Source organism: Bradyrhizobium sp. CB1015 (genome assembly GCF_025200925.1).
Lineage (GTDB): Bacteria > Pseudomonadota > Alphaproteobacteria > Rhizobiales > Xanthobacteraceae > Bradyrhizobium.
This window is the reverse complement of the sequence record NZ_CP104174.1, coordinates 3,675,749-3,701,511: the sequence shown is the minus strand read 5'-3', so window position 1 is coordinate 3,701,511 and position 25,763 is coordinate 3,675,749. Positions and strand designations below refer to the sequence as shown.

The following is a 25,763-nucleotide window of genomic DNA, read 5'->3' as shown; positions in this document are numbered from 1 at the left end:
TCATGGTCGAGTTCGACGATACCTTCCGCCAGCACTTGCGCGAGCTGTTCGTGTGGCGCCGCGACGTGCGCCGCTTCCGCAGCGATCCATTGCCCGAGGGTGCGATCGATCGCCTGATCGAGACCGCCTGCCTCTCGCCCTCGGTCGGCCTCAGCCAGCCCTGGCGCTTCGTCATCGTCGATGATGCCGCGCGGCGCCGGGCGATCACGGACGATTTCAAGGCGTGCAACGCCGATGCGCTCAATTGCTATTCCGGCGAGCGCGCGGCGCGCTATGCCACGCTGAAACTGTCGGGCCTCGAACAGGCGCCCGGCCATCTCGCCGTGTTCGCCGACAAGGCCAGCGACATCGGTCACGGCCTCGGCCGCGCGACCATGCCTGAAACGACGGAATATTCCGTGGTCGCCGCGATCACCGCGATGTGGCTCGCCGCACGTGCCGAGGGCATCGGCATCGGCTGGGTGTCGATCCTCAATCCGGATCGCATTCATTCCATCCTCGATGTGCCGCCATCGTGGAAATTCATCGCCTATCTCTGCGTCGGCTATCCCGAGGTCGAGTGCGACCGGCCCGAGCTGGAGCAGGCGAAATGGGAGCACCGGCGAAGCGCCGACGCGTTCACGCTGCGGCGCTAGGCTGGCATTCGAACGGTAACGCGACCGGCCGCCGGGCGCCGGATCGAAAGCCTGCGAACGAACATTCACATGCGCCTTTGGTCGATTGTGGGCACCCGCTTCCGCGCTAAACATCGAGCAAGGCAAGGCGATCGTGCAACGTAGTCCATGACGGGGCGATCTTTCGTTTCCTCGGCGATCAATCGCCGCGGCTTCATTCGTCTCGCGACTGCATCGGCCGCGGGATGGATCGCGCTCGGCGCAACGCGCAAATCGACAAGCTCCAGCAGCTCCCAGTCGGTTGGCCAAGCGGGAAGATCAATCTCACGGCTCCCAGCCCTTCTTCAGCAGGTTGCCCGGCCGGCAATGTGTTTCCGACCGGGCCAACGCGCCGCGCAAAGGGATCAACTGCCTTTGTGCGGGACCTGGTAGCATTCGCTGTTCACGAGCCTGAGGTTTTGACGACGAGCTTTATATTTAGCAGGTTGACGCCTTTGAACGGGTTCGGCGCGCTTTCGATTGTTCCCGTACCCGTGGCGTTCGCATAAGCACCTGTGCCCGACAGGATGGTGTATTCGCCCGTGGATTTGCCGTCTTTGGCCGAACCAGTGTAGCGCGCCGTGATCGAGCCCTCCTCGAACGTGTAAGTGCTATAGCCGAAGAAGGGACCCGACCCTTTAAGCAGGTCCGAGGTATTCACGAACTCTTTCACTCCGATACGGCCATCGCTGAAGACGGCAACTCCAAAGAACTTACCAGACACAACCGTCTGTCCCTCGACGTTTGCGGCCTCGATGACCTTGAGGTCGATCGGCTTCGTGATCAGCTTGAACTCAAGCACCCGCTCGCCGGCTACGGCGGGTGACGCCGCGACGGCCAATGCCAGGCCGGAAAGGAAAAAGGTGAGAGACTTCCGCATAGGCTCCTCCTTCGCTTGTTGAAATCAAGTCGAGAAGTGCCGGCGAGCCACACATCGTGCCGCCGCTTGTCGCTGCGGCATGCAAGAGAGCCCTCGGCGACGCCCCGGCAGCGACTGAAGCTCTCTGGTCCTAAGGCGCGAAGCCGGGACGCAAGTATGAGTCCGAGCGAACGGAAGAAAGTTCAGGTTTCGACTGCGGTATAATTGTGTCCAGCCATCTGGGATTTCTCGTTAGGTCGATATCGGCGATCTGATCGAGCTGGCCAAAACCTGCTTCCAAGGCGCTCCTCGGCATCTGGCCCAAGCTCGACCTGGCTCGCGCTTTGCGGCAAGATCACTGACCTCTTCCCTCTAGCGGGTCGTCGCCCTGCGCCCGGCGGCTTCGTCCACGTCGCGCCCAAACCGCTCGACCAGGAAATCGATGAACAGCCGCACCTTCACTGACAGGTGCCGCGTCGGCGGATAGACCGCATAGAGCGCTAGCGGCGGCGCAGAATAGCTGTCCAGCACCGTGCGCAGCTCGCCTTTCCGTAACGCATCGGCCGCAATGAACTCCGGCAGCAGCGCCAGGCCCCTGCCCTTGATCGCGACATCGCGCAGCACCTCGGCATTGTTGACGCAGAGCGACCAGGCCGGCTGGATCCAGTGATCGCCGTCCCTGCCTGTGAGCTTCCACTGATTGCCCGTGAGCAGGAACCCGTAGGTCAGAGAAGCATGCTCGCGCAGATCCTGCGGATGCTTTGGCGTGCCGTGCCGCGCGAGATAATCCGGCGACGCACAGATCATGCGCGCCACCGGCATGATCTTGCGCGCGATCAGGCTGGAGGATTCCAACTCCGCGATCCGCAAGGTCACGTCAAAGCCGTCCTGCACGGGATCGAGCAGATCGTCGCTGAGCACGATCTGGAGCTGAAGCTCCGGGTAACGCGCCATGAAATCGGCAAGCACCGGCCCGAGCCGCATCGTGCCGAACGACATCGGCGCATTGACGCGAAGCAGGCCGCGCGGCGCCGATTGCGCCTGCGTTACCGCCTGGTCGGCCGCCTCGATCTCCGAGAGGATCACGACCGCGCGCTCGAAATAGCGCTGGCCGTCCTCGGTCGGGCTGGCGTGCCTTGTGGTGCGGTTCAAGAGCTGGACGCCAAGGCTCTCCTCGAGGTCGGCGATGTACTTGCTGATCGCCGAGCGTGACAGCCGCAGCTGCCGGCCGGCCTCGGCAAAGCTGCCGCTTTCGACCACTTTGACGAAGGCCCGGAGGCTGCCAAGCTTATCCAAGAGACCGTCCCGCCGATTGTTTCCAAATCGTAGACATAGCCGTCATATTTGCATGGATTGTCTCCAATCCAAAGCGGAACGATATTTCCGGCCAGAGCAAGACCGCTCCCCGAATCTGGAGGACGACAATGTCTGGACTGCACCATGTCACCGCGATTGCCGGCGATCCCATCCGCAATTTCGGCTTCTACACGCGGGATCTCGGCCTGCGCTTCGTCAAGAAGACGGTCAATTTCGACGATCCCGGCACCTACCACTTCTATTATGGCGACGAGACCGGCCGCCCCGGCACCATCCTGACCTTCTTTCCGTGGGCAGGCGTGTCGGCCGGGCGCCGCGGTGTCGGCGAGACCCATCAGACCGCCTTCCGCGTGCCGCAGCGCTCGCTCGGCTACTGGACCCAGCGCTTCACCGAGAAGGGCATCGCGTATGAGGCGCTGGAGAAGCGTTTTGGCGAGTCCGTGCTGCCGTTCACCGATCCCGATGGCATGGCGCTCGCGCTGGTCGGGGTATCAGGTGCCGAGAACGAGCCGGGCTGGAGCAATGGCGAGGTGCCGGCCGAGCACGCGATCCGCGGCTTCCACGGCGTGACCCTGCTGCTCGACAGCGCGGCGAAGACGGCGGCCGTCCTCACCGACGTGTTCGGCTTCAAGGAGACAGGACGCGAGGGCTCGGTGATCCGCTTCAAGGCACCGGGCGATGCCGAAGGCAGCGTCGTCGACATCTACGAAGCCAAGGGCTTTCTGCGCGGTCACCAGGGCGGCGGCTCGGTGCACCACATCGCCTTCCGTGCGGCCGACGATGCCGAGCAGGGCAAGATGGCCGAGAGGCTCGTGAGCAATCACGGCCTGCACCCGACCGAGCAGCGCGACCGCAATTACTTCCGCTCGATCTACTTCCGTGAGCCCGGCGGCGTGCTGTTCGAGATCGCGACCGATGTCCCCGGCTTCGCCGTCGACGAGCCCGTGGCGAGCCTCGGCCGTGACCTGAAACTGCCTGCCTTCCTCGAACCGCACCGCGAGCAGATCGAGGGCGTTCTGCCTAGCCTGGAAGAGACCGCGTCATGACCGAGACTGCATTCATCCATCGTTTCGAGCCCGCGACCCGCGCGGGCTCTCCCCCGCTGCTGCTGTTGCACGGCACCGGCGGCGACGAAAACGACCTGCTCGGCCTCGGCAAGGCGATCTCGCCCGGCTCTGCCCTGCTCTCGCCGCGCGGCAGCGTGCTCGAGCACGGCATGCCGCGCTTCTTCCGCCGCCTCGCCGAGGGCGTGTTCGACGAGGAGGACGTACGCCGCCGCGCGCGCGAGCTCGGCGAGTTCGTCGCGGAGGCGCGGCAACGCTACAGCCTCGCCGCGCCGATCGCAGTCGGGTTCTCCAACGGCGCCAACATCGCCGCCGCGCTGTTGCTGCTGCAGCCGGAGGCGCTTGCCGGCGCGATCCTGCTGCGCGCGATGGTGCCGTTGTCGGATCCGCCCAAGGCTGCGCTCGGCGGCAAGCCGGTGCTGCTGTTGTCCGGCCAGGCCGACCCAATCGTGCCGGCGAGCAATTCGGCACGGCTCGCCGCGCTGCTGTCGCAAGCAGGTGCGAGCGTCACCCACAAGGTCCTGCCGGCGGGCCATCAATTGTCACAAGCTGACGTGACGCTCGCCCGCGACTGGATCAGCAAGGCCGACGCCAAGGCCGCATGATCTATCAGCGGCGCACCGTTAGAACGATGCGCCGCTGCCATCACTCGAACCAGCCGCGCCGCTTGAACCAGATCAGTGGCAGCACGCCGCTGGCGATGACCGCGAGCCACGCCAGCGGATAACCGAAGCTCCAGTCCAATTCGGGCATGTGCTTGAAGTTCATGCCCCAAATGCCGACCATGATCGTCGGCGGCACCCCGACGACCGACACGATCGTCAGGATCTTGAACAGCTCGTTCTGTTGGATGTTGATGAAGCCGAGCACGGCATCGAGCAGCAGCTGGATCTTGTCCGATAGTCGCGTCTCGTAATCGCTGAGCGAGACGACGTCCTTGGACACGGCCTCGAGGCGCTTCTTCGACGACGCCGTGATCCATTCGCTGCCGACGTCGCCGGCAAATGCGGCGATGCGGCCCACCCCTAGCAGGACATCGCGCGCCTTGGCGAGCCGGTCGGCCAGCTCGCCGACATTCTCCAGGGCCTCGCGCATCCTGCGGCTGGAGCGCACCGGGCGCTGGCTGCGCACCAGCCCGCCCTTGAAGACACCGCGCGAAAGCTGATCGACCTTGCTGCCGAGATGCTCCAGGACATCGGCACCGCGGTCGATCATGGCCTCGAGCAGGCTGACGAACACGCACATGCCGTTCTCCAGGCTCTCGTCGGAGCCGACGCGCTTGCCGATGTCGTCGAAGATCGGCAGCTCTGCAAAGCGTACCGTGACCAGCACGTGCGGACCGATGACGAAGCCCACCGGCGTGATCTCGGCCTCGTTGGCCTCGGTGACCCGCACCGCCGGCGAGCTGAGATAGAGCGTGCCGCGGTCGAAGATCAGGCGGCTCGACGCCTCGATCTCGCTGAGCGAGTCTTCCGAGGGAATGCGGATGCCGAGCAACCGCTCGACGAACTGCTTTTCCTCGTCGGTGCCGTTCAGGAGATCGGCCCAGATGATCTCCGAGGGCATTTCCGCGCCGATGCCGTGCCAGTCGTCGGACGGCCACCTGTAAAGTCTAAGCAAGAAACGAACTCCGTGGCCGCATCGTCATGCCGGATGGCGCATGTCCCTCACTCGCCGACTAACGCATGAGAGTTCCAAACGTTCAAGACCTCCAAGTGACAGCAATATTCACGCCCCCTCACCGATGCTTCCAGCGGGCATCGGAGATACCGATCGGAACACGGCCGAGCGATGCACGTTGAACGGACGCGCGGGTGATCCATGGATACGTGTAGTGCATCCCGACATGACGACTTTCCTGGGTGTTGAGGCCTGCGACTTGACCACCGCGCTGCCGGCGGCCGACGCGATCCTGTTCGGCGCTCCGGATGCCACCCCGTACCTTGCAGGTCAGACCAGCCATGCCGCAAAGGCGCCGGACGTCATCCGTCGCGCGCTGCGTCACTATGAGAGCGATCTCACCCGTTGGGATTTTGACCAGGAAGCCGAGCTGCTCGATCCGAGCAAAATGAGGGTCTTGGACGGTGGAAACGTGCCGACCGACCCAATGACGCCGGAGAGCAACCGTGATGCGATCAGAGCAGCCACGCAAGCCGTTCTTTCGGTTGACGCCGTTCCGATCCTCCTGGGCGGCGATGACTCCGTCCCGATCCCTTTCTTCGAGGCGTTCCATGACAGCAGGGGACTGACCATCGTGCAGATCGACGCCCATCTTGATTGGCGCGATCAGCGAAACGGATCCGGCTATACCTTCACCAGCACGATGCGGCGCGCCAGCGAATTGCCTTGGGTCAAGCGCATTGTGCAGGTCGGTTTGCGCGGCATCGGCGGCTCCGGTCGTGCCGAATTCGACGATGCAAAGGCCTGGGGCGCGAAGATCTTCACGGCAAGACATGTCCAGCGTCACGGAATCGCAAGCGTGCTCGACGCGATCGAGGGTGACGGCGAGTGCCTGATGACCATCGATTGCGACGGTCTCGATCCATCGGTCATCCCGGGCGTGCTCGTCCCGCAGCCCGGCGGTCTGTCCTATTTCGACGTGGTCGATCTCATACGGGGTGTCGCGGCAAAGTCCAGAATCGTCGGCCTGGACGTCGTCGAACTCGTTCCCGAGCGCGATGTGCAGAATCTTGGAGCAATTGCGGTCGCGCGGATCATCTGCAATGCGCTGGGTTGTATTGGGCGGCGGAAGGTATAGCTGCTATCGCATATGAATCGTGGCGGCGACCGGTGCGCACGCCTCGTCCTTCGAGACGGCGCTAACGCGCCTCCTCAGGATGAGGCTCATCAGCATCAGTGCCCGTTGAAACTGCTTCCGCGCATCCGATCCTCATCCTGAGGAGACCGCCCAAAGCGGGCGTCTCGAAGGATGGCCGCAGTGAAAGCGCTCAAATGCTCCTGGCGCGACAATCGAGATCTCAAGTCCACCATCCGTCACCGGGATAGGCATCACTATCCGCGGAGGAAATTTCTATCCCCACGCCCTTTCGAAGACGGCTGGCGTAGAATGCGAGAGGCGTTCCCTCATTGTGCCGGCACCAGCGCACCTCGCCGATGAAGAGCGTGTGGTCGGCGATATCGATGGATTGGACCACCTCGCAGGCGAACTGCGCGATTGCCTGCGGCAGCACGAAAAATCCTTGGCGAGGGACGAGCGGCGGAGCGTCGCACAACAAACGCCTTCCAGCAAAGTGCGCGCTGAGCGCAGCGTCTTCCGCATGCAGGACATTGACCGAATAGACGCCGGACTTGGCCACAGCCTGCCACGTCCGCCCGTGCATGAGAGAGACAAGCACAGTTGGCGGATTCGCCGAAATGGTCGTGAAGCTGTTGGCGGTCATGCCGAGCGGCGCGCCATCCTGGTCGACGGTCGCGACGACCGTAATGCCCGTCGCGAACCGCGATGCCGCTGTCCGAAAACCGGCCGGTTCGGCATGATGGCCCATTACGCCCCTTCGATCGTGAAATGGCAGAGTGTCCCTCCCTTGGGAGAATAATTCGGCACGTCGGCTGCGACCTTCCGGCCGATGCTTGAGCCGAGCGCCGCCTCCATCGCAGCAGCGTCCGGGAAGAATCCCTGGAAGATGCAGAAAGGCGCCTCCCCTGGTCCGAGTCGTTGGGGGAAAGCGTAATGATGACGCACCAGACCGGGCAGTGTCGCTGCCAGGGGTACGTGCTTGTCGACGTAATAGGCCCTGAAGGCCGATGGATCGTCGGGCGTCGGGTAGAGAACGGTCAGGCAATGCATTGGTGTTCCTCTCAGACACGGCTCAGCCAACCGTCCGGGAGCGGGACTGATTCCGTAGGGTGGTTCGCTGTCAGGCGGCGATCCTGCCGCGACTATCGATCCAGGCGTGGATGCGCTTGTCGCTGGCCAGACGATCCCACTGGCGCTCCGGATAATTGAAGTTCTCGGTGAACTCGTCGCAAAGCTCCCGGTCCTGCGACATGGCGAAGATCAGCCGGCCCATCGCTTCCGACGGCGGCTGCAGCATCATGTTGGTCCAGCGAGCGGCGGCAAGCACGCGATTCTCTCGCGCGCGGTCGACGTTCTCGACGAAGCGCGCATCGAATGCCACGGCATCGACGATCGCCTTGCCGAGCTCGAAGGCCGCGTATGAGGCCATGTTGGCGCCCTGACCCATCAAGGGATCGACGACGGAGTGAACGTCGCCCAAGGCAATCGCGAGCTTGTCGCCGTCGAAAGCCACCCAGGACTGCCGGACGGTCGGCACCACCGCGCCTTGCAGCAGGTCGAGAGGCTGGGCCAGCCCGAAGCGGTGTGTGTCGATCCGGTCGTAGGTGTGCGGATGATGCTTTTCCAGCTTGTCCAGAAGGGTCAGGCGGAATGCTGCCGGGTTGGCATCGTAGCTGAGCGAGACCAGGTCGGCCATGTCGCCGCCCGGAATGTTTTCCATCAACAGCGCCGTTTTCATGCCACCGAAGGTCAGCGTGGGAATGACGATCATCTCGCCATGGCCGGGCGAGACGGACAGGGTGACGCCGCGCGGATCGTCGTCGGGGCTGCCGTGATCGACGCCGTCGTAGAGGCCGACGCAAAGCAGGCGCTGCGGCCGACTGTACGGAGAGAGTTCGGGCCGGTGAGCGAACATGCGCCCGAGGGCGCCTTTGCCGGTGGAGACGACGAGAAGGTCGAAGCGCGAGACCAGCGCGGGGATGTCGTCATCCTGAATGCTGGCATATTCGATGCGACCGCCACGATCCTCGAAGTCCTTCATCAGTGCCGGCAGGTAGATCCGGTAATCCACCGCGCGGCTCGGCCGCTGAAATGCACCCCGGAACAGGAGTCCGCCGTCCGGGAAATTGAAGTAATGATCGTGGTGGTGATAGACCATTTGCGGATCGTCCCAGTGGTTCACTCCGAGTTCGTTCTCGCGCGCGATGGTGACGCTGTGATGCGCGACGGTGTTCATCAGCCGTGTCGCCGCATATTGCTCCGGGGCGCGGTCCGTCAGCACGGTTGCCGCGATGCCCTGCTTCTGCAGGTAGAGTGCCAGATGCAGGCCGCCGATGCCGGCCCCGAGAATGCCGATCGATTTGCTCATTCGCGTTCCTCCCCCGAACGCTGGAAGGCTAGACCGGACCCGCCATGCCGTATATGGAATGGTGAGAATATTATAAATTCCGGTGAGGAATGAATGGACCGGATCGAGGCGCTGCAGACCTTCATCCGGGTGATGGAGGCAGGCAGTTTCACCCAGGCCGCCGACGACCTCGGTTTGGGGCAGCCGGCGATCAGCAAGCGGATCGCGCTGCTGGAAGCCGAGTTTCGCTGCCGGCTGTTCGTGCGCACCACGCGCAAGGTGCGGCCGACCCCGGAGGCCGACCGGGTGTTGAAATACGCCAAGGACATTGTCGCGCTGCTCGAGAGCGCCGGCGCTCCGACGCAGAGCCGGATCGGCAATCCTTCAGGGACGTTGCGGATGACGGTGCCGACGTCGTTCGGCCGCTTCTTCTTCCGTGAGATCTTCGCCGAATACACCCGCCGCTATCCTGATGTCCGGCTGGACGTGAGTTTTACGGAACAGTTCGTCGACCTCATCGAAACCGGGACCGAGCTTGCGCTACGGATCGGCAGCCTCAATTCGAGTTCGCTGGTGGCGCGGCGGGTGGGCACGATTAAACGCCGGCTGGTGGCGGCGCCCGCGCTGCTTGCGCGTCATCAGGTGCCCTCGCTGCCGGATCATCTGCGCCGCATGCCCTGCGTCACCTACTCACGCCTGTCGCAGAAGAATCAGTGGACGTTCGAATCCGAAACCGGCCGCTACGTCGTGGACATCGCGCCGGCGTTGACCTGCGACGATGCGGACGTGATGACGCTGGCTGCATTGGAGGGACTCGGCGTCGCCGTGCTGCCGAACTGGTGTACCGTCGAGCACATCGCGGCCGGCCGTCTCGTCCATGTGCTGCCCGACTTCGTCGTGCCGCCGTTGCCCATGCATGTCGTCTATCCCGATCCGCAATGGATGTCACACCGGGCGCGACTGTTCCGCGATCTGATCATCGAACGTGCGGACGTCTTTGCGCTCGGGTGATCGCTTTCGAAACGCTGATCTCGCCCCGTCGGCAACCACAGAAATTGGCTCGTTCCGTTGAGCGTCCGACGTCTGGAAAAGGTCACAAGCGGCAGTCGAGGTAAGCACGGTTCCGCGGCCGGCCTACCCCTGAGAGCCAACATTGCGATGGCCTCAGCATTGTTCGGCTCCGGACCAACAGCAGACAGTCCATCGAGGTATCGCGGACCGCGAGCAGAGCGGACATCTCGCCCTTCAGCAGTTAGGCGCTACGGGTCAAGACAGAACCATCCAGGTCACAGCTCGTCGTTCGGTACAACGGGACGCTTAACCGCGCTTGTCTCTCGATCGGTAACCGGCGGTGACCTCATCTTTGTGGCTGGCGAACGCAGCCAGTACTTCGGTTTTCTCGCGCTTCGGCACCTTGGAGAAGTCAAGTGTCCGTCCGAGTTCAGCTGCGACCTCATCGAATTCCGCCGGGGAGATCCGCAAGCCCCGGTGCGCCTCCTCAAGACCAAGGGACGTCGTCCCCGGCCTGGTGGCCTTGAACTGGAACGGCCCCCCCGAAACGTCACAGACCCAAAGTGTTCGCATGAACTTGAGGCCAGGCAAACGTTTCAGATTCTTGGTGTGCCATTCTCTCAACTGCGGATTTTTGGATTTCTGGCCGACGATCGGGTTCTTTACAACAGCGTCGCTGAAGTGATCCACAACCGCTGCAATGGCGAAAACGCCGCCAAGTCGTTCATACAGGCTTTGATCAGGAGGGGTTTGCTGGGCCTGCGCATGCGCCTGATTGGCTCCAGCCAAAGCCACGGGGGCGGCTGTCAGCGCCAGGCCTGCGACCACGCTGCGCCTGCTGATGGAAGTCGAACGAGCCCTTGCCATGGGTACCTCCTTACGGGTTTGTGAGGCATTGCGGCACCAGCATCATCCCGGCCGCTGTGCGAGTATTGCCGGGCCGCACGGCCTTGTCGGTGATTGCCGTGCTCCCATGGGATGGTTCGGAATGGAAAAGGTTCCGGAGAAATTTTGCGCGAGATGCAAACCCATGCGCCGCCGCTAGCCTCGGTTCTCGGTCCAGACCATGCGCTACTACAATGAGGCGGCAGCAATCGAGAAAGCGAAGAAGCTATTGATGCGGGCGGGATTAGTCCGGTTGGCTAGCGGTCGCCGAGAATCCGCGCACAATAGCGAAACAGTTGGCAATCAGTTCTTACAAGGCCGATCAATCGTCTACGCCAAAGTCCGTCAATTTCCAGCCGGATTCATCCTTAGCGAAAGAGTAGATGATCGAGTCGCAAAAGGCAGAGTAAGTAACCACCCCCTTCGGGGATGTGTCCTTGACAGGCTTCTGCTTGGCAAGACACGCCCGGTGCGCAGGTCTGAAAGCACCCTTCCAGATCACAGGAAACTCCGCCGCTCGCCGCAGATCCTGGTAGAGGACGGGATATTTAATCATGTCCGATACGGCCTTCTGGTCGCTCTTGCCGACTGCAGCTTTGAACTGCGTCCAGAACGTTGCGAAACCGTCATCGCTCCCTGCCGCCAGCCCCGGTCCCGCTGATGTTAGCAAACCAGCTACAAACAGCGCCCCGCCGATGACCGGTCCGATCCAATTCATTTTAATCTCTCCAGCGTCCACTATCGGACTTGAGACCAGCCGGGCACCAAGACCTCGCGACATCTGTCGCAGGAGAGAACTTGTAGGTTCACAAGGAAAGGTCGCCTGCCCCGGAGTCATTGCGGTCGTTCTTAGGAGGCCGCGACGGGTTTGCTACCTGCATTCACCCTCGTTGTTTCTCTTCAGCGCTTTTTCCATCGGAGCTTTTGGAACGCTCTTCGAAACGATCAGCGCCCTTGGCTAGATCATGCCCTATCTTGCTCTCGTTTTTCGCTTCGTCTTCGGAAGCCGCTTCGTGCAAACCTTCAGCGGCCTGTTCCCCCGCTTTTGATGATTTTGGTTCGTGAGCCATTTGTGAAACCTTCCTGTTAAGGGGTTTTCCAGGAAACTTGCTGGTCTAGCCAGCTTGGACATACCACTTTCCAATCAGATCGCCTGGACATTGTTCCAAGTGCCATTGAGGCTCTTGGTCGCCGCGTAAACGCCAAACAGTACAGGCTAACATCGATGCGTAAAGCACGCTCCGGCGCGGGTCCAGGAGCGTTCGAAATCTCTGCGTTGCGCCATAAGCGACGACCGAAGTGAGCACGGCGGGGCGTCCGGTTCACCGCGGACAGCGGTCAAAACAATTGAAACAGCCTTGTTCGGCGCAGGGCCATTACCCGACTTGCGTGCTATTCGATCATCCGTCCGCCCGTCCAAGCATGATGACGGCTTAAGGCCAGAGGGGAGGTGGTGATTTTGACCGGCGCTGGGACTATAGTCTCCAAAGTCAGCTTATGCCGCCGTCCTTTCGCCAGCCCGTGCGTAGAGGATTTGATCAATGACCAGCGGATATTTTGAAGACGTCGAGGTCGGTGACAGCCAGAAGGCTGGACCCTATTCTGTCTCCAAGGAAGAGATCATTCAGTTCGCCAAGCGGTATGACCCGAGGCCCTTCCATATCGATGAGGCAGCTGCTGCTCGTTCCGTTTTTGGAGGACTGTCGGCATCTGCTGCCCACACGTTTGCGATCTTCATCTCGCTAACTAACCAATTACAGCCTCCGGTTCGTGCGACCGCCGGGTTGGGCTATGATGAACTGCGGCTGCCCAACGCAGTACGTCCCGGCGACGACCTCTATCTCGAAGCGATCACGTTGGAAAAACGCGAGTCGAAGTCGAGGCCCGATTGTGGAGTCGTTCGCGGCCAGTTCCGCTTGCGCAATCAAAAAGGCGATACGGTGCTGCAGTGCATCGGCAACGGCCTCGTTGCGAGGCGACCGGATGCGAAAGCATCAACGTAACCTGATGTCGGCTCGGTGGGTCGTCTGCAATGGGTCAAAAATGCGAAGAACTCAGCGTGAGCCAGTCTAGCTATGTCCTACTGTGCCGATGACATTGAATTCCGTCCGATTCGGCTGTCCGCTCTACACGCCCGAACAGCTCAGGTCTTGATATCGGCCCACCGGTTTTAGCCAGTAACGATGTGAGCCGAGATACGGTAGCGTTACTGTCTCTTGCGAACCCTGAACCAAAATCAATCGATGAAGACAAACCTTCATCGAGATTGCATTGGGGTTCGCTCCCAAAGGTCACTCGATACATGCCTCTTGGACATTTTACATCGCTAAGGAGGTAGTCCCATGCCGATCGTTCAATTCACTCGCTTCAAAACCGACAAGCCCGAGGAAATGACCAAGGTTGTCGGGCGGGCGAAGAAAATCTTCGAAAAACACGGCGCCGAATTTCTTCGGCTGTCCCGTTTCCACACCGGCCATTGGGCAGGAGAGTTGCTGGTTACGACGCGCTACGCCAATTGGGAGGTCTACGGCAAAGTGCAGGAGGCCGTGGCAAAGGACCCGGAGTTCGCGCAGATGATGGCTGACGGGTTGAAGATTGCCGAACTACAGGGCCGTAACATCGCTGTTAGCATCGATCTCTAGTCCGGGCGCCACCCGGCGGCAAACCACGTTAAGCGCGGAAGCCGCTGGACATATTGCCAGCGGCCTCTTTTTAGTTTTGGGCGCCCTCGCCGACCAATGTCGGATTCGGGTCACAGAACCGGTAATGCTCTGAACGAACGGAACAATGCTGCTTTGCTCTCAAGACCAGACATCCGCGAGGTTATGAGTACAGGCCCTAGTCTAGGATACGCTCGCCAGAACGATTTCCCGAAGCACCCGCGTTGTCGGAATCCACTGATCCTCGTTGCCGTAGTTTCCGGCCGTCAAAGCGATGATGAGCTGCAACGCTGGAATGATGAACAGGCGTTGCCCGCCCTCTCCCTGCGCCATCCACATCCGCTCCAGGCGCCCGGATGCCCACCCCTTCGGTTTCCCGAAAGCCACATCGAGAAGAAACCATTGATAGCCGTAACGGCGAAGCTCGTCGGAACTGACGACCGGCGTCGTGCAACGCGTGATCCACTCTGCGGGAACGATCTGATGGCCGTCGAGCTGACCACCGGACAGCATCAACATCCCGATCCGAGAGAAATCGCGAACCGACATCCGGGCGCCTGACGCAGCGAATGGCTCGCCATCAGGTCCTGCGGCCCATTGCGTTGGTCCCATGCCGAGCGGATCGAATAGTGACTCGCGCGCGAAGTCGTGCAGTGACTTGCCTGCCCCTTTTGCTATCAAGCGGGCGAGCAGCGCGGTCGCGCCGCCGCAGTAAGTCCAGTGCGAACCAGGCGTATCGACGATCGGACGCTCCAGTATGTAGCGATAACGGTCGTGAGCGGCATCCATTGCGGTTTCGCTGTTGCGAGGATCGGCATAAGGTAAGCTGCTCTCGTCCCAATCCGTTCCCATGGTCATTGACAGCGCATGATGAACGGTCAAGCGGGAGCGCTTCTCGTCGGCAAGATCACGATACTCCGGAAATCCGGAAAGCAGGCTCTCCTCCGGAGCCGGCACCTTCCCTTGCTGAAGCGCAATGCCATAGAGCAAGGCCACGATGCTCTTCGAGCAAGATCGCAGATCATGAAGCGTCTCCGCCGAAAACTTTACCGTCCCGAGATCGCCAACACCTCTCTGGCGATCTTGACCCTCGAAATAGCGCTCGACGATCAGCTTTCCGTTCTGGAGTACGAGAAGACCGTGAATATTCCACACGCGCCGCTCAGCGACGGCCTGATCAAGTCGTCGGACGACGTCGTTTGCGAATTGGTCGGAGGGCAACGTGGGCTGTTGCTGACCCGAGGCCAACCGCAGCGGCGGTGCCACGATCGCTGCTCCGATTCCTGAAAGTATCTGGCGACGATTTGGCACGGCCGAAAGCGCCCTCATTCCGGGGAGGTATCGTCTTATACCAAAACCTTAAGGTGAATGACAGCTCAGGGGCCACAACGCTCCCCCTGCGCGAGCAGCACCGCGGATCCGCCCCGGTCGTGAAGACAGACATCCGATTTGCTCGCACATGCCGTTCGTCCAGACGAGCGCGTGCAGCAAACTCTAAAGCACCGGCATACCGGGCGGCGGTTTGCGCTTGGCGGAAGCCTGCTCATACGCGTAGGCCAAGCGTAGCAGCTTGTGCTCGCTCCAGGCGCGGCCTGCGAAGGTGACGCCGAACGGAAAGTCGGGCGTGTCATTATCGTCGACCGTTCCCGAGATGAAGCCTCCTGGCACCATGACGCTGGGATAACCCGCCTTGGCCGCGATCGCAGCACCGGTGGCGCCGGCGAACAGCACGGCGTCGAGCTTGTGCCCGTTCATATAGGCATCCATGCCGCGCGTCTTGGCCGAGAGCAGATCCATGGCGCGCGCGGATTTGTACTCGCGCTCGCTGAGATCGCCCCTGGTCATCTCCGCGGCGAGAAAGTGGTCCTGGCCGAAAGGCAGCGCCCTGTCCGCATTCGTTTCGTTGAAGGCCACGATGTCGGCCATGGACTTGATGTTCGTGTTGGTTGTCCAATCCTTCAGATACAGATTGAGGCCGTGCTTCATTTCGTAGAGGAAGACGACCGGCGGTCTTGCGATCGTGCCTTTGTGAGCGCTCAGCAGATTGCGGTTAAGCACGGCCATGGTCGTGCCCGGCCCGCCGATCCAGCCTGTCGTCGGCATGCTGGCACGCACGATGACGGCTCCGAGATCCTCCAGCACGTTGATGGCCTCTGTCATCACTTTGACCCTGTTGGGCAGCAGCTTGCCGTAAAAGCAATCGTTGAGCGGATCGGCAGGGTCGCTCGGCACGCCGATACGCGCACCCTTCATGGCGTCGGTGGCAAGGCCGTCGGTGAAATCGTCCGGCCGCCGCTGCTTTTGCGTCGCCGGGTCGTGCGGATCCTTGGCCGCCAGCACGTTCAGCAGCAGCGCCGCGTCGCGCACGGTCCGCGTCATCGGCCCCGCGGTGTCCTGGCTGTGCGAGATCGGTATGATACCGGCTCGGCTGATCAGCCCGACGGTCGGCTTCACGGTGACGAGGCCGTTCAAGCTCGCGGGGTGCAGCAGCGAGCCCGAGGTCTCCGTACCGATCGAAGCCGCGCATAGACCGGCCGCCACCGCGACCGCCGAACCCGCGCTCGAGCCGCCCGGCGACACGACGGGGATGCCGTGATCGTCGGCCAGCGCCGGCGCATAGGGATTCTTCACCTGACCGCCCAGCGACGAATAGCCGGCGGGCATGTCGATCGCGATCATGTTGGAAAACTCGGTGAGGTTGGCCTTGCCGAGGATCACCGCACCGGCCTCGCGCAGCAGCTTGACGAGCGTCGCATCGTCCCGCGCATGCGCGCCTTCGAGCGCCAGCGCGCCCGCCGTGGTCGGCTGCTCCGCGCCGGTTGCGATGTTGTCCTTCACCAGGATCGGGATGCCGGCCAGCGGCCGCTTGGCCGACGGCTTGACGCCGTCGAGCCTGCCCGCGATCGCGAGCGCGTCGGGATTGAGCGCGCGGACCGAGTTGAGCTTGGGCCCATTGCGGTCGCAGGCCTCGATGCGCGCGAGATAGGCTTCGACCAGCGCCGTGGCAGTGACATGCCCATTGGCCAAAGCACGAGCGACATCGCTCATCGATGCATGATCGAGTTCCAGGGGGATCGGCGCCGCGGCAATGCCGGCATCGCGGCGGGATGATTTCTGCACTTCTGCCTCGCCCGACGGCGCCTCTCCACCACGAGACGCGAGCATGCCATCATGCCAGTGTTTTGCCCGACGGGTCAACTTCCGGGCGCATCGCGTCGATCGCACAGGCGCGACGTGCAAGCCATTGAAACGACTGACCCCGGCTACTGTGCATGGGGTTGTTTTTCAGGTTTTTGTTCGGAGCTGCCCCTCTCCAACGCGTGGAGAGGGCACAGCAATGGACGCCGCCTATTCCCAATACCAGGCGGAGAAGTCGTTCTCGAATTGCGGGACTTCCTTCCAGACGCCCTTCAGCTTCTTGTTGATGACGGTGGGCCATTGCGGCTGGAACAGGTAAGCCGAGACTGCATCAGTCGCCAGCATGCGCTGGGCGTCGCCGAGCAGTTTTGCGCGGCCGGCTTCGTCCGGCGTCGAGACAATCTGCTTATAGAGCGCGTTGAACGCCTCGTTGTTGTAGCCGAGATAGTAGTCCGGCTCCGTGATCTTGACCAGGTCGAACGGCTCCACATGGCTGACGATGGTCAGATCAAAATTGTGCGGGCCGTTAGGCGCAAACACCTGCGACAGCCACTGCGCCCATTCGACGTTCTCGATTTTGGCAACGATGCCGACCTTGGCGAGCTGGGCCGCGACGATCTCGCCGCCCTGCCGCGCATAGGGCGGCGGCGGCAGCTTCAATGACAATTCCAGCGGCGTGGTGACGCCCGCTTCAGTCAGCAGCTTCTTGGCTTTCTCGGGGTCGTAGGGGTTGATGCCAGTGGTGTCGACATAACCGAGTGATCCCGGTGTGTAGAAACTGCCGATCGGCGTGCCGAACCCCTCGACGGCGCCGTCGATCAATGCCTTGCGGTCGATCGCGGCGAGGATGGCGCGTCGAACGCGGACGTCGTCGAGCGGCTTCTTGCGATGATTGATCGCGACGATGGTCTTGGCCCTGGAGCCACCGATCAGCACCGTGAAGCGCGGATCAGACTTGAACTGAGCGAAGACGCGGGTCGCGATTCGCGGGAACGCGTCGACGTCGTTCGAGAGCAGCGCCGCGGCCTGCGCCGCCGGATCGGAGATGAAGCGGATCGTCACCTTGGACAGCTTGATGGCGGATGCGTTGCGGTAGTCGGCCCATTTGTTCAGCGTAATCGAGGAGCCCTTGGCCCAGGCCCCTAACTGATAAGGGCCGGTACCGACCGGTTGCGTGACATTGCTGGCCGCGCTCTTCGGCTCGACGATCGAGCCGCTCGCCTGTCCGAGCAGGAACGGCAGGTTCGGCTCGGAATATTTCACGGTGATCACGACGGTGTCGGCGTCGGGCGTCTCGACCTTCTCGAAGGCCTGATACAGGCTCTTGTCCTTGTTGGTGCTGGTCGGCGCCGCGTTGCGCTCGAAGGAGAACTTCACCGCCGCGGAATCGAACGCTTCGCCATTGTGGAATTTGACGCCCTTGCGCAGCTTGAACGTATAGGTCTTCAGATCGGGCGAAGCGGTCCAGCTCTCGGCCAGCAGCGGCGAAGTGGAGCCGTCCTCGTTGATCTTGGTCAGGGTCTCGTAGATGTTGTAGAGTGTGACTTCGGCAATCGCGGCCGCGGCGGCGTTGGTCGGGTCGAGCCCCGGCGGCTCCAGCGTCATCCCCATGACGACGCTATCCTTCTTGCTCTGCGCCAGCGTCGGCAAAGGCGCCGCGACGAGCGCAGCGGCAAAGGCGACGATCGATAGTTTCCTGAACATGCGCAACTCCCCGGCCAATCCTGTTTCCAGCTTAACGCCAATCCTGCCCGGACACTAACCTTCCATGGCCGCCCTCGGCAACGCCATCACGGCCTCGGCCTTGTGGCAGGCGGCAAGGTGCCCCTCGCCCACCTTGCGTAACGCAGGCAGAACCTCGCGGCAATGCTGGTCGGCAAGGGCGCAGCGCGATGCATAGGGGCATCCGGTCGTCGCCGCCGATTGCGAGGCGATCGCCTGGGCCCCGCGCCGGCGCCGGCCACCCCCGGCGCGGGCCCGCGGCACCGCCTCCAGCAGCGCCCGCGTATAGGGATGGGCGCCGCGCTCGAACAGATCCTCTGGCCGGCCCTGCTCGACGATGCGGCCGAGATACATCACCGCGACCTCGTCGCAGAGATAGTCGACGACGGCGAGGTCGTGGCTGATCAGGATGTAGCTCAGGCCGAACTGCTCCTGGAGGTCCTGCATCAGGTTCAGCACCTGGGCCTGCACGGAGACGTCGAGCGCGGAGACCGGCTCGTCGGCGACGATCAGCTTGGGCTGGGTGATCAGCGCACGCGCAATGGCGATGCGTTGGCGCTGGCCGCCGGAGAATTCGTGCGGATACTTGTCCATGTCCGCATCGCGCAAGCCGACCTGGCGCAGCACCGCGGCGACGCGGTCGCGGAACGTGGTGCGGTCGGCGCCTTCCAGCACGGTCAGCGGCTCGGCGACGATCCGGGCGATGGTCTGGCGCGGATCGAGCGAGCCATAGGGGTCCTGAAACACCATCTGGAAATCGCGCCGCGCGCGCCGCAGCTCGTCGGCCGGCAGGCGGTTGAGATCGCGCCCGAGCAGCGCGACCTGGCCCGAGGTCGGCCGCTCCAGCGCCATCACGACGCGCGCGAAGGTGGACTTGCCGGAGCCGGACTCGCCGACGATGCCGAGGCTCTTGCCGGCCCGGACCTGCACGCTGACACCGTTGAGCGCGCGCACCTGCCCCGGCGGACGGAACAGGCTCTCGCGCGGCAGCGTGTAGCGCTGCTCGAGATTCCTGACGTCGAGAAGCGGCGCGGTGCTCATGCAATCAGCGCTCCGATGCGTTCGGCCATCGACACGTCCGTTCGGATGCAGCGCGCAAAATGGCCGGGGCCGACATCCACCATCGGCGGCAGCGCCGCGCGACATTGATCGATCACGAGCGGACAGCGATCGGAGAAGGTGCAGCCGGACGGCAGATCGGCAAGCTCCGGCACCGTGCCCGAGATCGTCTTCAGCCTCGTCCCCTTGCGCGCGCCGAGCTTGGGCCGGGCACGGAACAGGCCCTGCGTGTAGGGATGGCCCATGCGACGGAACACTTCGTCGGTCGGGCCGCTCTCGACGACGGTGCCGCCATACATCACCATCATGCGCTGGACGTTCTCGGCAATGACGCCGAGATCGTGCGAGATCAGGATCATCGACATGCCGCGCTCCTCGACGAGATCGGCGATGAGGTCGAGGATCTGGCCCTGGATGGTGACGTCGAGCGCGGTGGTCGGCTCGTCCGCGATCAACAGGTCCGGCTCGCAGGCAAGCGCCATCGCGATGGTGATGCGCTGGCGCTGGCCGCCGGAGAACTGATGCGGATAGGCATCGACCCGACGCGCCGGATCGGGCAGCCCGACGCGGTCGAGCAAGGCGATCGCCTCTTTGCGCGCCTGCGCCGCCGAATATTTCTTGTGACGCCGCAGCGGCTCGGCGATCTGGTTGCCGATCGTGTGCATCGGGTTGAGCGCAGTCATCGGCTCCTGGAAGATCATGCTGATACGGTTGCCGCGCAGGCGGCAATAATCCACATCCGCAAGTCCGACGAGCTCGTCGCCATCCAGCTTGATGCTGCCGGTGACGACGGCACTCTCCGGCAGCAGCCCCATCAACGACAACGCCGTGACTGACTTGCCGCAGCCGGACTCGCCGACGAGCCCAAGCGTCTCGCCGCGCTTCAGCGCAAAGCTGACACCGCGCACGGCCTGCGCCGGCCCGCGGCTGGTGTTGAGGCGAACGCCGAGATTGTCGACTACGATCAGCGGCGTGTTGGAGCGCTCGGCCATTGTCATCGCTCCCGCGCCAGCCGGGGATCGAGCAGGTCGCGCAATCCGTCACCGAGCAGGTTGAGGCCAAGCACGGAGATTGCGATCGCAGCGCCCGGATAGACCGCGAGCATCGGCGACTGGAACAGCAACGTCTGCGCGTCGTTCAGCATCCGTCCCCAGGACGGCTGCGGCGGCTGCGTGCCGAGGCCGAGATAGGATAGCGCGGCCTCAGCGAGAATGGCGAGCGCGAACTGGATGGTGACCTGCACGATCAGGATCGACAGGATGTTGGGCAGCACATGCTCGATGGTGATGCGGAAGCGCCCCTTGCCCGCCGCGCGTGCCGCGAGCACGAATTCACGCGCCCAGATCGCATTGGCCGAGCCGCGCGTCAGCCGCGTCAACGTCGGGATCTGGAAGATGCCGATCGCGACGATCGAGGTCACCATGCCCGGTCCCACCACGGCGGCGAGCATGATCGCCGACAGCACGGCCGGAAAGGCGAAGGTGAAATCGGAAAAGCGCATGATGATCTCCTCCGTCCAGCCACGCCGGGCCGAGGCAATCAGGCCCAGCGTGACGCCGAAGGTAAGACCGATGCTGACGGCGATGACACCGACCATGATGGTGGATCGGGCCCCCGCAAGCAGCAGCGAGACGATGTCGCGGCCGAAGGAATCGGTGCCGAGCCAATGCGCCGCCGAGGGCGGGCGGAGCTTTGCGGCAATATCAATCTCGTAAGGCGACCACGGCGTCCATACCAGCGACAACAATGCCGAAGCCAGCACCAGAAGGCTCAGCGCGCCACCGAGGACGAAGCTGCGGTGGCGCAGTGCGCGGCGCCAGAACGTGCGCGCCGGCAGCGGACGCGTTGCGACGGGCGCGTCCATGGTGATGGGCGCGCTCACAGGTCGTGGACCTTGATGCGAGGATCGATGAAGGCATAGAGTACATCGACCACGAAATTGACCACCACGACCATCGCGGCGAGCAGCATCACGCAATTGCGCACCACGATCAAGTCGCGGTTGGCGATCGACTGGAAGATCAGGCGGCCGAGGCCCGGAAGGTAGAACACGTTCTCGATCACGATGGTGCCGGCGAGCAGATTGGCGAATTGCAGCCCCATCACCGTCATCACGGGAATCATGGCATTGCGCAGCACGTGGCTCCACAGCACCTCGCGCTTGCCGAGGCCCTTTGCGCGGGCGGTGCGGACGAAATCTTCGCGCAGCACTTCGAGCACGGCCGAGCGCGTGACGCGCGCGAGGATCGCGGCCTGCACCACCGCGAGCGAGATCGCGGGCAACAGTAGCGACTTGATCCCCGGCCAGATGCCGTCCTCCCAGCCGGCGAAGCCACCGGCCGAGAGCCATTGCAGTCGCACCGAGAACAGCAGCACCAGGAGAATCGCGAACCAGAAGTTCGGCAGCGCGATGCCAACTTGCGTCAGCGACATCACGCCGACGTCGCCGAGCTTGTTGTGATTGGCGGCGGTGTAGATGCCGGCGGAGAGCGCCAGCGTCACCGTGATCGTCATCGCCATGATCGCGAGCGGAATGGTCAGCACCAGCCGCTCTGCGATCAGGCTGGCGACCGGGATGCCGTAAACATAGGAATTTCCGAGATCGCCGACGAGGAGGCCCTTGGTCCATTGCAAATAGCGAACGGCCAGCGGCTGGTCGAGCCCGAGCTTGACGGTGAGCGCGCGAACCGCATCCGGCGAGGCGTCGGCGCCCATCAGCATCTGCGCGGCGTTGCCGGGCAGCGCGTCGAGCACCAGGAAGATGATCAGCGATGCGCCGACCAGCGTCGCCAGCAGGGTCAACAGACGTCGGAGGACAAAGACGCTCATGCGCGCTCGGCTTCAGGGCTCACCCACGCCACGATCAACATGTCCGGACGCCTTAAGCAAGCTCTTTGCTGCATGCCCATCTCCTCAAGCAGGCCAGCGGGACAGAAGATCGCTTGACGCCTCGAACAGTGCGCTCACGCGTAGCAATTCCGCGTCAGCCCGGAAACGGCCGACCAGCTGAAGCCCGATCGGCAGGCCGTCGCGGGCAAAGCCCGATGGAAGGCTGATCGCGGGATGGCTGGTCATGTTGAACGGCATGGTCCAGGGGAACCAGTGCGGCCGGACGCTGTCGTAATGCCTGCCGTCGATCTCGATGCTGCCGAACAGGTCCTGCTTGATCGGCAGCGCGGTGCGCGTCAGGGTCGGCATCGCCAGGAGGTGACCGCGCGCAAGCAGCGATTGCACGCGGCGGAACAACGCGGTGCGCGCGAACATCGCCTCCTGGTAATCGACGCCGCTGACTTCGGTTGCGAGCGCGAGCTGCTTGAGGAAGGCTTCGCTCAGCTCGTCGCCGTGCTCGGCCGCGAGTTTTGCAAAGCGCGTGCGCCAGACGGTGTGGTTGATGGCGCGCCAGATCGGCTCGATGTCAAAGCCTTCGCCGGAGAATTCCTCGAGCTCGGCCCCTAACCCGGCCAGCCGGTCGAGGCTCGCCTTGAAACTGGCGGCGACCTCGGCTGAGACCGGACGGCCCGGCGGCGTCAGGCAGTACAGGATCCTCATCCCGCGCAAATCGCCACGCGGGGCGGTGGTGCCGATGAAGTCAGGCACGGGCACGCCAATCGACCAGGGATCGATAGGATCCTCACCCGCCATTGCTTGCATCATCAGCGCAGTGTCGGCGACGGTGCGGGTGGTCGGCGTGACATAGGTCTGGTTGCCGAAAACGTCGAGGGCCTGACTGTGCGGGATCACGCCATTGCTCTGCTTCAAGCCCACCACACCGTTGCAAGCCGCCGGAATGCGCGTCGAGCCGCCGCCGTCGGTCGCGATCGCAAGCGGGGCGATGCCGCTCGCGACAGCGACCGCCGCGCCGCCGCTGGAGCCGCCGGAGGAACGGCAGGCGTCCCACGCATTGCGGGTCCGACCGAACAAAGGTGAATCGGTGAGGCACTTGCTGCCGAACTCAGGCGTCGTGGTCTTGCCGATCAGGATCGCGCCTTCGCTGCGCAACCGTGCGACGGCGACAGCATCCTCGGCCGGCACATTGTTCTTGTAGGGAACGGCGCCAAAGGTGGTCTTGACGCCCTTGGTGTTGACGATGTCCTTGACGGTGACGGGGATACCATGCAGCAGGCCGAGCGGTTCACCCGCCATCACCTTGCGCTCGGCTTCGCGCGCCGCTGCGATCGCCTCATCCCCGCACAGCGTGATGAAGCAATTCAATTCGGGCTGGAGCGCTTCGGCGCGGGCAAGCACGGCGCGGGTGAGCTCGACTGGCGAAATCCGCTTTGCCGCGACGAGACCGCGCAGCTCGGTTGCGGACAACAGACAGGGATCGCCGTTCATCGTCACATCACGCTCCGAAGCGGACCGCCATTGGCCCGTAGACATTGACAGCGAGAATGACAGTTTTGTTAACTCGTCGTCCAATACGATTTTTGTGGTCAACCCATACGCTCTCGGTATGCCAATGGATCTCCGCCGGCTCCGCTATTTCGTCGCCGTCGCCGAGGCGCGCAGCATCGGCAAGGCGGCCGAGCAGCTCCGGATGGCGCAGCCGCCGCTCTCGGTCCAGATCCGCAAGCTCGAGGCCGAGATCGGCGCGCCGCTGTTCCGCCGCGGCACCCGTGGCATGGATCTGACCGAGGCGGGCCAGGCGTTGCTGTCGCGCGCCAGCGAAGCGCTGGCGCTGGCGGCCGATGGCGCCGAAGCCGCGCGCGCGGTCGCTTCGGGACGGCGCGGCCGGCTGTCGGTGGGTTACATGTTCGTGCTGGCGAATGCGATGCTGCCGCGGCTCATCCCCGAACTGCGCCGCGCCGTTCCCGGCGTCGACCTCAGCTTCGCCGAGCTCAGCGCCTCGACGCGCGAGGCCCGCCTGCTCGACCGCAGCGTCACGGTCGCGCTGTGTATGCCTGCCATCAATCACCCCGAGATCGAGGTGGCAAAGATCGGTACACAGCCTTTCATGCTGGCCATGCCGATCCGCTCGCCCCTCGCCCGCTTGAGCTCCGTGCCGATGGCGCGGCTGCAGGGCCGTCCGCTGATCGCACTCCCGCATCCGGACCATGGGCCCGCCTCCTCCGCGGTCGTCCCTTTATTGCGTCGGCACCAAGTCGTGATGCCGATCGCCAGCCGGGTAGAGACGGTGCATTCGGCGATGAGCCTGGTTCTGGCCGGCGAAGGTCTCGCCATCCTGCCGGCCTGCGCACAGCTCGGCGCGCCGCGCGGAGTCGTATTCAGACCCCTGCGTGACGTCGCTGACTCCCTCGAAATCGCAGTCTGTTGGCGGCGGGACTCCCAAAGTCCGCTGATCGGAACCTTCCTCAAATGTGCCGAGAAGGCTGTCGCGCGGATGTGACGCGGACTACCAGCTCCAATTGATCTCGTGGCTCCAAGGCGGATCGGCGCCCGGACGCGTGCAGGTCAGGCCGGCGCAATTGGCCGCAAAGGACAGCGCACGGCGGAGCTCGTCCGCGCCGATGTCCTTCAAACGCGGCCGGGCGATGCGGCCCTGCTTGTACAGGGCGAACAGCAGCGCCGCCTGAAAGCTGTCGCCGGCGCCAATCGTGTCGGCCACCTCGACTTTGGGCGCTGCGACTTCGATCTGCCCTGCTTGCGCATGCCAGGCGATGGCGCCGTTGTTGCCGCGGGTGATGACGACGAGGCTCGTGCCCTGCGCCAGCAGTGTGTTCGCTCGCTGCTGATAAGGCTCCTCGCCGAAGAGATAGGCGAAATCGAAGTCCGACATCTTGATGAGATCGGCGCTTCCGGCGAACTCGGCCATGCGGGCGAGATAAGTCGCCTTGTCCTTGACGAGGTTCGGTCGGCAGTTCGGATCGAAGGAGATCGTGGACGACGCCCGCCCGTCTGCGATCAGCGCCTCGGTCTCGGCCGCACCCTGATCGTTGACCAGCGTGGTCGAGCCGACATGGAGAGCTTCAACTCTGTCGAGCGGAATGGTCCCGCGCCGGTAAGTCCAGTTCCGCGTCGCGGTCTCGGCATCGTAGAAGGCGTAATGCGACTCGCCTTCGACAATGCGGACAAAGGCGAGCGTGGTCTGGTGGTCGCTGCGGGTGGCGAGATCGAGCGCGACGTTCGATGCGGTGGCATGATCGGCGATCATGCGCCCGAACAGGTCGGTCGAGATGCCGCCGACAAAGCCGGTCGGCGCACCCAGCCGCGCCATGCCGATCGCGACGTTGAGGCAGGAGCCGCCGACCGCGGGCATCACCGCCTCGCGCCCTTCGAGGTTTCGCGTCGGCACGAAATCGATCAGCGCGTCGCCGCAGGCAATCAGCATG

General features: G+C 63.3%; 26 protein-coding genes. 8 read left to right on the top strand and 18 right to left on the bottom strand.

All coding sequences use genetic code 11. From position 1 onward, the window contains the following. Window positions 1–2: 2 nt before the first annotated feature. Complete coding sequence (bluB, locus tag N2604_RS16900) at window positions 3–635, top strand: 5,6-dimethylbenzimidazole synthase (RefSeq protein WP_260375740.1); 633 nt, start codon at window positions 3–5, stop codon at window positions 633–635. A gap of 421 nt (window positions 636–1,056) precedes the next feature. Here the strand turns inward: bluB and N2604_RS16895 are convergent, their stop codons facing one another. Together N2604_RS16895 and N2604_RS16890 are read right to left on the bottom strand one after the other, a co-directional pair. Further along, window positions 1,057–1,533 (bottom strand): hypothetical protein, encoded by a 477-nt coding sequence (locus tag N2604_RS16895; RefSeq protein WP_197946627.1) that lies wholly within the window; start codon window positions 1,531–1,533, stop codon window positions 1,057–1,059. A gap of 351 nt (window positions 1,534–1,884) precedes the next feature. Continuing rightward, window positions 1,885–2,808, bottom strand: coding sequence for a LysR family transcriptional regulator (locus tag N2604_RS16890; RefSeq protein ID WP_260375739.1), 924 nt, complete (start codon window positions 2,806–2,808; stop codon window positions 1,885–1,887). 128 nt (window positions 2,809–2,936) lie between these two features. Here N2604_RS16890 and N2604_RS16885 point away from each other — a divergent pair, with 128 nt between their 5' ends. After that, complete coding sequence (locus tag N2604_RS16885; RefSeq protein WP_260375738.1) at window positions 2,937–3,875, top strand: ring-cleaving dioxygenase; 939 nt, start codon at window positions 2,937–2,939, stop codon at window positions 3,873–3,875. Continuing rightward, window positions 3,872–4,498 carry an alpha/beta hydrolase gene (locus N2604_RS16880; RefSeq protein ID WP_260375737.1) on the top strand — a complete coding sequence of 209 codons (627 nt, stop codon included), beginning with the start codon at window positions 3,872–3,874 and terminating at the stop codon, window positions 4,496–4,498. The genes N2604_RS16885 and N2604_RS16880 overlap by 4 nt, the downstream gene beginning before the upstream one ends. Before the next feature lie 40 nt (window positions 4,499–4,538). On the opposite strand, the gene N2604_RS16875 is transcribed toward N2604_RS16880, so the two are convergent. Next, a complete protein-coding gene (locus N2604_RS16875; protein WP_260375736.1) occupies window positions 4,539–5,513 on the bottom strand; it encodes a magnesium transporter CorA family protein in 975 nt (324 codons plus the stop codon). 226 nt (window positions 5,514–5,739) lie between these two features. Between N2604_RS16875 and N2604_RS16870 the strand changes: the two genes are divergently transcribed. After that, window positions 5,740–6,651, top strand: coding sequence for an arginase family protein (locus N2604_RS16870; RefSeq protein WP_260375735.1), 912 nt, complete (start codon window positions 5,740–5,742; stop codon window positions 6,649–6,651). Between the two features lie 220 nt (window positions 6,652–6,871). Here the strand turns inward: N2604_RS16870 and N2604_RS16865 are convergent, their stop codons facing one another. The 3 genes from N2604_RS16865 to styA form a co-directional block, all read right to left on the bottom strand. Then, a complete protein-coding gene (locus N2604_RS16865) occupies window positions 6,872–7,399 on the bottom strand; it encodes a flavin reductase family protein (RefSeq protein WP_260375734.1) in 528 nt (175 codons plus the stop codon). Beyond that, window positions 7,399–7,701 carry an EthD family reductase gene (locus N2604_RS16860; RefSeq protein WP_260375733.1) on the bottom strand — a complete coding sequence of 101 codons (303 nt, stop codon included), beginning with the start codon at window positions 7,699–7,701 and terminating at the stop codon, window positions 7,399–7,401. The genes N2604_RS16865 and N2604_RS16860 overlap by 1 nt, the downstream gene beginning before the upstream one ends. A 70-nt stretch (window positions 7,702–7,771) precedes the next feature. After that, on the bottom strand, window positions 7,772–9,019 hold the full coding sequence (gene styA / locus N2604_RS16855; protein WP_260375732.1) for a styrene monooxygenase subunit StyA: 1,248 nt from the start codon (window positions 9,017–9,019) through the stop codon (window positions 7,772–7,774). Between the two features lie 93 nt (window positions 9,020–9,112). Between styA and N2604_RS16850 the strand changes: the two genes are divergently transcribed. Continuing rightward, entirely contained in the window at window positions 9,113–10,009 is an 897-nt protein-coding gene (locus tag N2604_RS16850; protein WP_260375731.1) for a LysR family transcriptional regulator, read from the top strand. 306 nt (window positions 10,010–10,315) lie between these two features. On the opposite strand, the gene N2604_RS16845 is transcribed toward N2604_RS16850, so the two are convergent. The 3 genes from N2604_RS16845 to N2604_RS16835 all read right to left on the bottom strand — a co-directional run bounded on the left by N2604_RS16845 (window position 10,316) and on the right by N2604_RS16835 (window position 11,964). Continuing rightward, window positions 10,316–10,876 (bottom strand): group 1 truncated hemoglobin, encoded by a 561-nt coding sequence (locus N2604_RS16845; protein WP_260375730.1) that lies wholly within the window; start codon window positions 10,874–10,876, stop codon window positions 10,316–10,318. A gap of 340 nt (window positions 10,877–11,216) precedes the next feature. Beyond that, window positions 11,217–11,612 carry a hypothetical protein gene (locus N2604_RS16840; RefSeq protein ID WP_135171799.1) on the bottom strand — a complete coding sequence of 132 codons (396 nt, stop codon included), beginning with the start codon at window positions 11,610–11,612 and terminating at the stop codon, window positions 11,217–11,219. Window positions 11,613–11,775: 163 nt separating this feature from the next. After that, window positions 11,776–11,964 carry a hypothetical protein gene (locus N2604_RS16835; RefSeq protein ID WP_260375729.1) on the bottom strand — a complete coding sequence of 63 codons (189 nt, stop codon included), beginning with the start codon at window positions 11,962–11,964 and terminating at the stop codon, window positions 11,776–11,778. 471 nt (window positions 11,965–12,435) lie between these two features. On the opposite strand from N2604_RS16835, the gene N2604_RS16830 reads away from it, so the two are divergent. Both N2604_RS16830 and N2604_RS16825 read left to right on the top strand, forming a co-directional pair. Continuing rightward, complete coding sequence (locus N2604_RS16830; protein ID WP_260375728.1) at window positions 12,436–12,897, top strand: MaoC/PaaZ C-terminal domain-containing protein; 462 nt, start codon at window positions 12,436–12,438, stop codon at window positions 12,895–12,897. A 339-nt stretch (window positions 12,898–13,236) separates the two neighbouring features. Further along, window positions 13,237–13,536 carry a hypothetical protein gene (locus N2604_RS16825; RefSeq protein WP_260375727.1) on the top strand — a complete coding sequence of 100 codons (300 nt, stop codon included), beginning with the start codon at window positions 13,237–13,239 and terminating at the stop codon, window positions 13,534–13,536. 201 nt (window positions 13,537–13,737) lie between these two features. Here N2604_RS16825 and N2604_RS16820 read toward each other — a convergent pair whose 3' ends face one another. The 8 genes from N2604_RS16820 to N2604_RS16785 form a co-directional block, all read right to left on the bottom strand. Next, window positions 13,738–14,820, bottom strand: a complete 1,083-nt coding sequence (locus tag N2604_RS16820) for a serine hydrolase (RefSeq protein ID WP_260375726.1) — start codon at window positions 14,818–14,820, stop codon at window positions 13,738–13,740. Between the two features lie 228 nt (window positions 14,821–15,048). Further along, window positions 15,049–16,674 (bottom strand): amidase family protein, encoded by a 1,626-nt coding sequence (locus N2604_RS16815; RefSeq protein WP_260375725.1) that lies wholly within the window; start codon window positions 16,672–16,674, stop codon window positions 15,049–15,051. A gap of 228 nt (window positions 16,675–16,902) precedes the next feature. Continuing rightward, entirely contained in the window at window positions 16,903–18,396 is a 1,494-nt protein-coding gene (locus tag N2604_RS16810) for an ABC transporter substrate-binding protein (protein ID WP_260375724.1), read from the bottom strand. 54 nt (window positions 18,397–18,450) lie between these two features. Further along, window positions 18,451–19,455 (bottom strand): ABC transporter ATP-binding protein, encoded by a 1,005-nt coding sequence (locus N2604_RS16805; RefSeq protein WP_260375723.1) that lies wholly within the window; start codon window positions 19,453–19,455, stop codon window positions 18,451–18,453. After that, window positions 19,452–20,465: an ABC transporter ATP-binding protein gene (locus N2604_RS16800; RefSeq protein WP_260375722.1), complete on the bottom strand. Its 1,014-nt coding sequence runs from the start codon at window positions 20,463–20,465 to the stop codon at window positions 19,452–19,454. The genes N2604_RS16805 and N2604_RS16800 overlap by 4 nt, the downstream gene beginning before the upstream one ends. Window positions 20,466–20,467: 2 nt before the next feature. Next, the gene (locus N2604_RS16795) at window positions 20,468–21,355 is read right to left on the bottom strand and encodes an ABC transporter permease (protein WP_260375721.1); all 888 of its coding nucleotides are present in this window, start codon (window positions 21,353–21,355) and stop codon (window positions 20,468–20,470) included. Then, window positions 21,352–22,302, bottom strand: a complete 951-nt coding sequence (locus N2604_RS16790; protein WP_260375720.1) for an ABC transporter permease — start codon at window positions 22,300–22,302, stop codon at window positions 21,352–21,354. Before N2604_RS16790 ends, N2604_RS16795 begins: the two co-directional genes overlap by 4 nt. 84 nt (window positions 22,303–22,386) lie before the next feature. Beyond that, window positions 22,387–23,808, bottom strand: a complete 1,422-nt coding sequence (locus N2604_RS16785) for an amidase (RefSeq protein WP_260375719.1) — start codon at window positions 23,806–23,808, stop codon at window positions 22,387–22,389. Between the two features lie 124 nt (window positions 23,809–23,932). Here N2604_RS16785 and N2604_RS16780 point away from each other — a divergent pair, with 124 nt between their 5' ends. Next, window positions 23,933–24,820, top strand: coding sequence for a LysR substrate-binding domain-containing protein (locus N2604_RS16780; RefSeq protein WP_311740008.1), 888 nt, complete (start codon window positions 23,933–23,935; stop codon window positions 24,818–24,820). Window positions 24,821–24,826: 6 nt separating this feature from the next. On the opposite strand, the gene N2604_RS16775 is transcribed toward N2604_RS16780, so the two are convergent. Beyond that, window positions 24,827–25,762, bottom strand: coding sequence for a carbohydrate kinase (locus N2604_RS16775; RefSeq protein ID WP_260375718.1), 936 nt, complete (start codon window positions 25,760–25,762; stop codon window positions 24,827–24,829). Between the last annotated feature and the right edge of the window lies 1 nt (window position 25,763).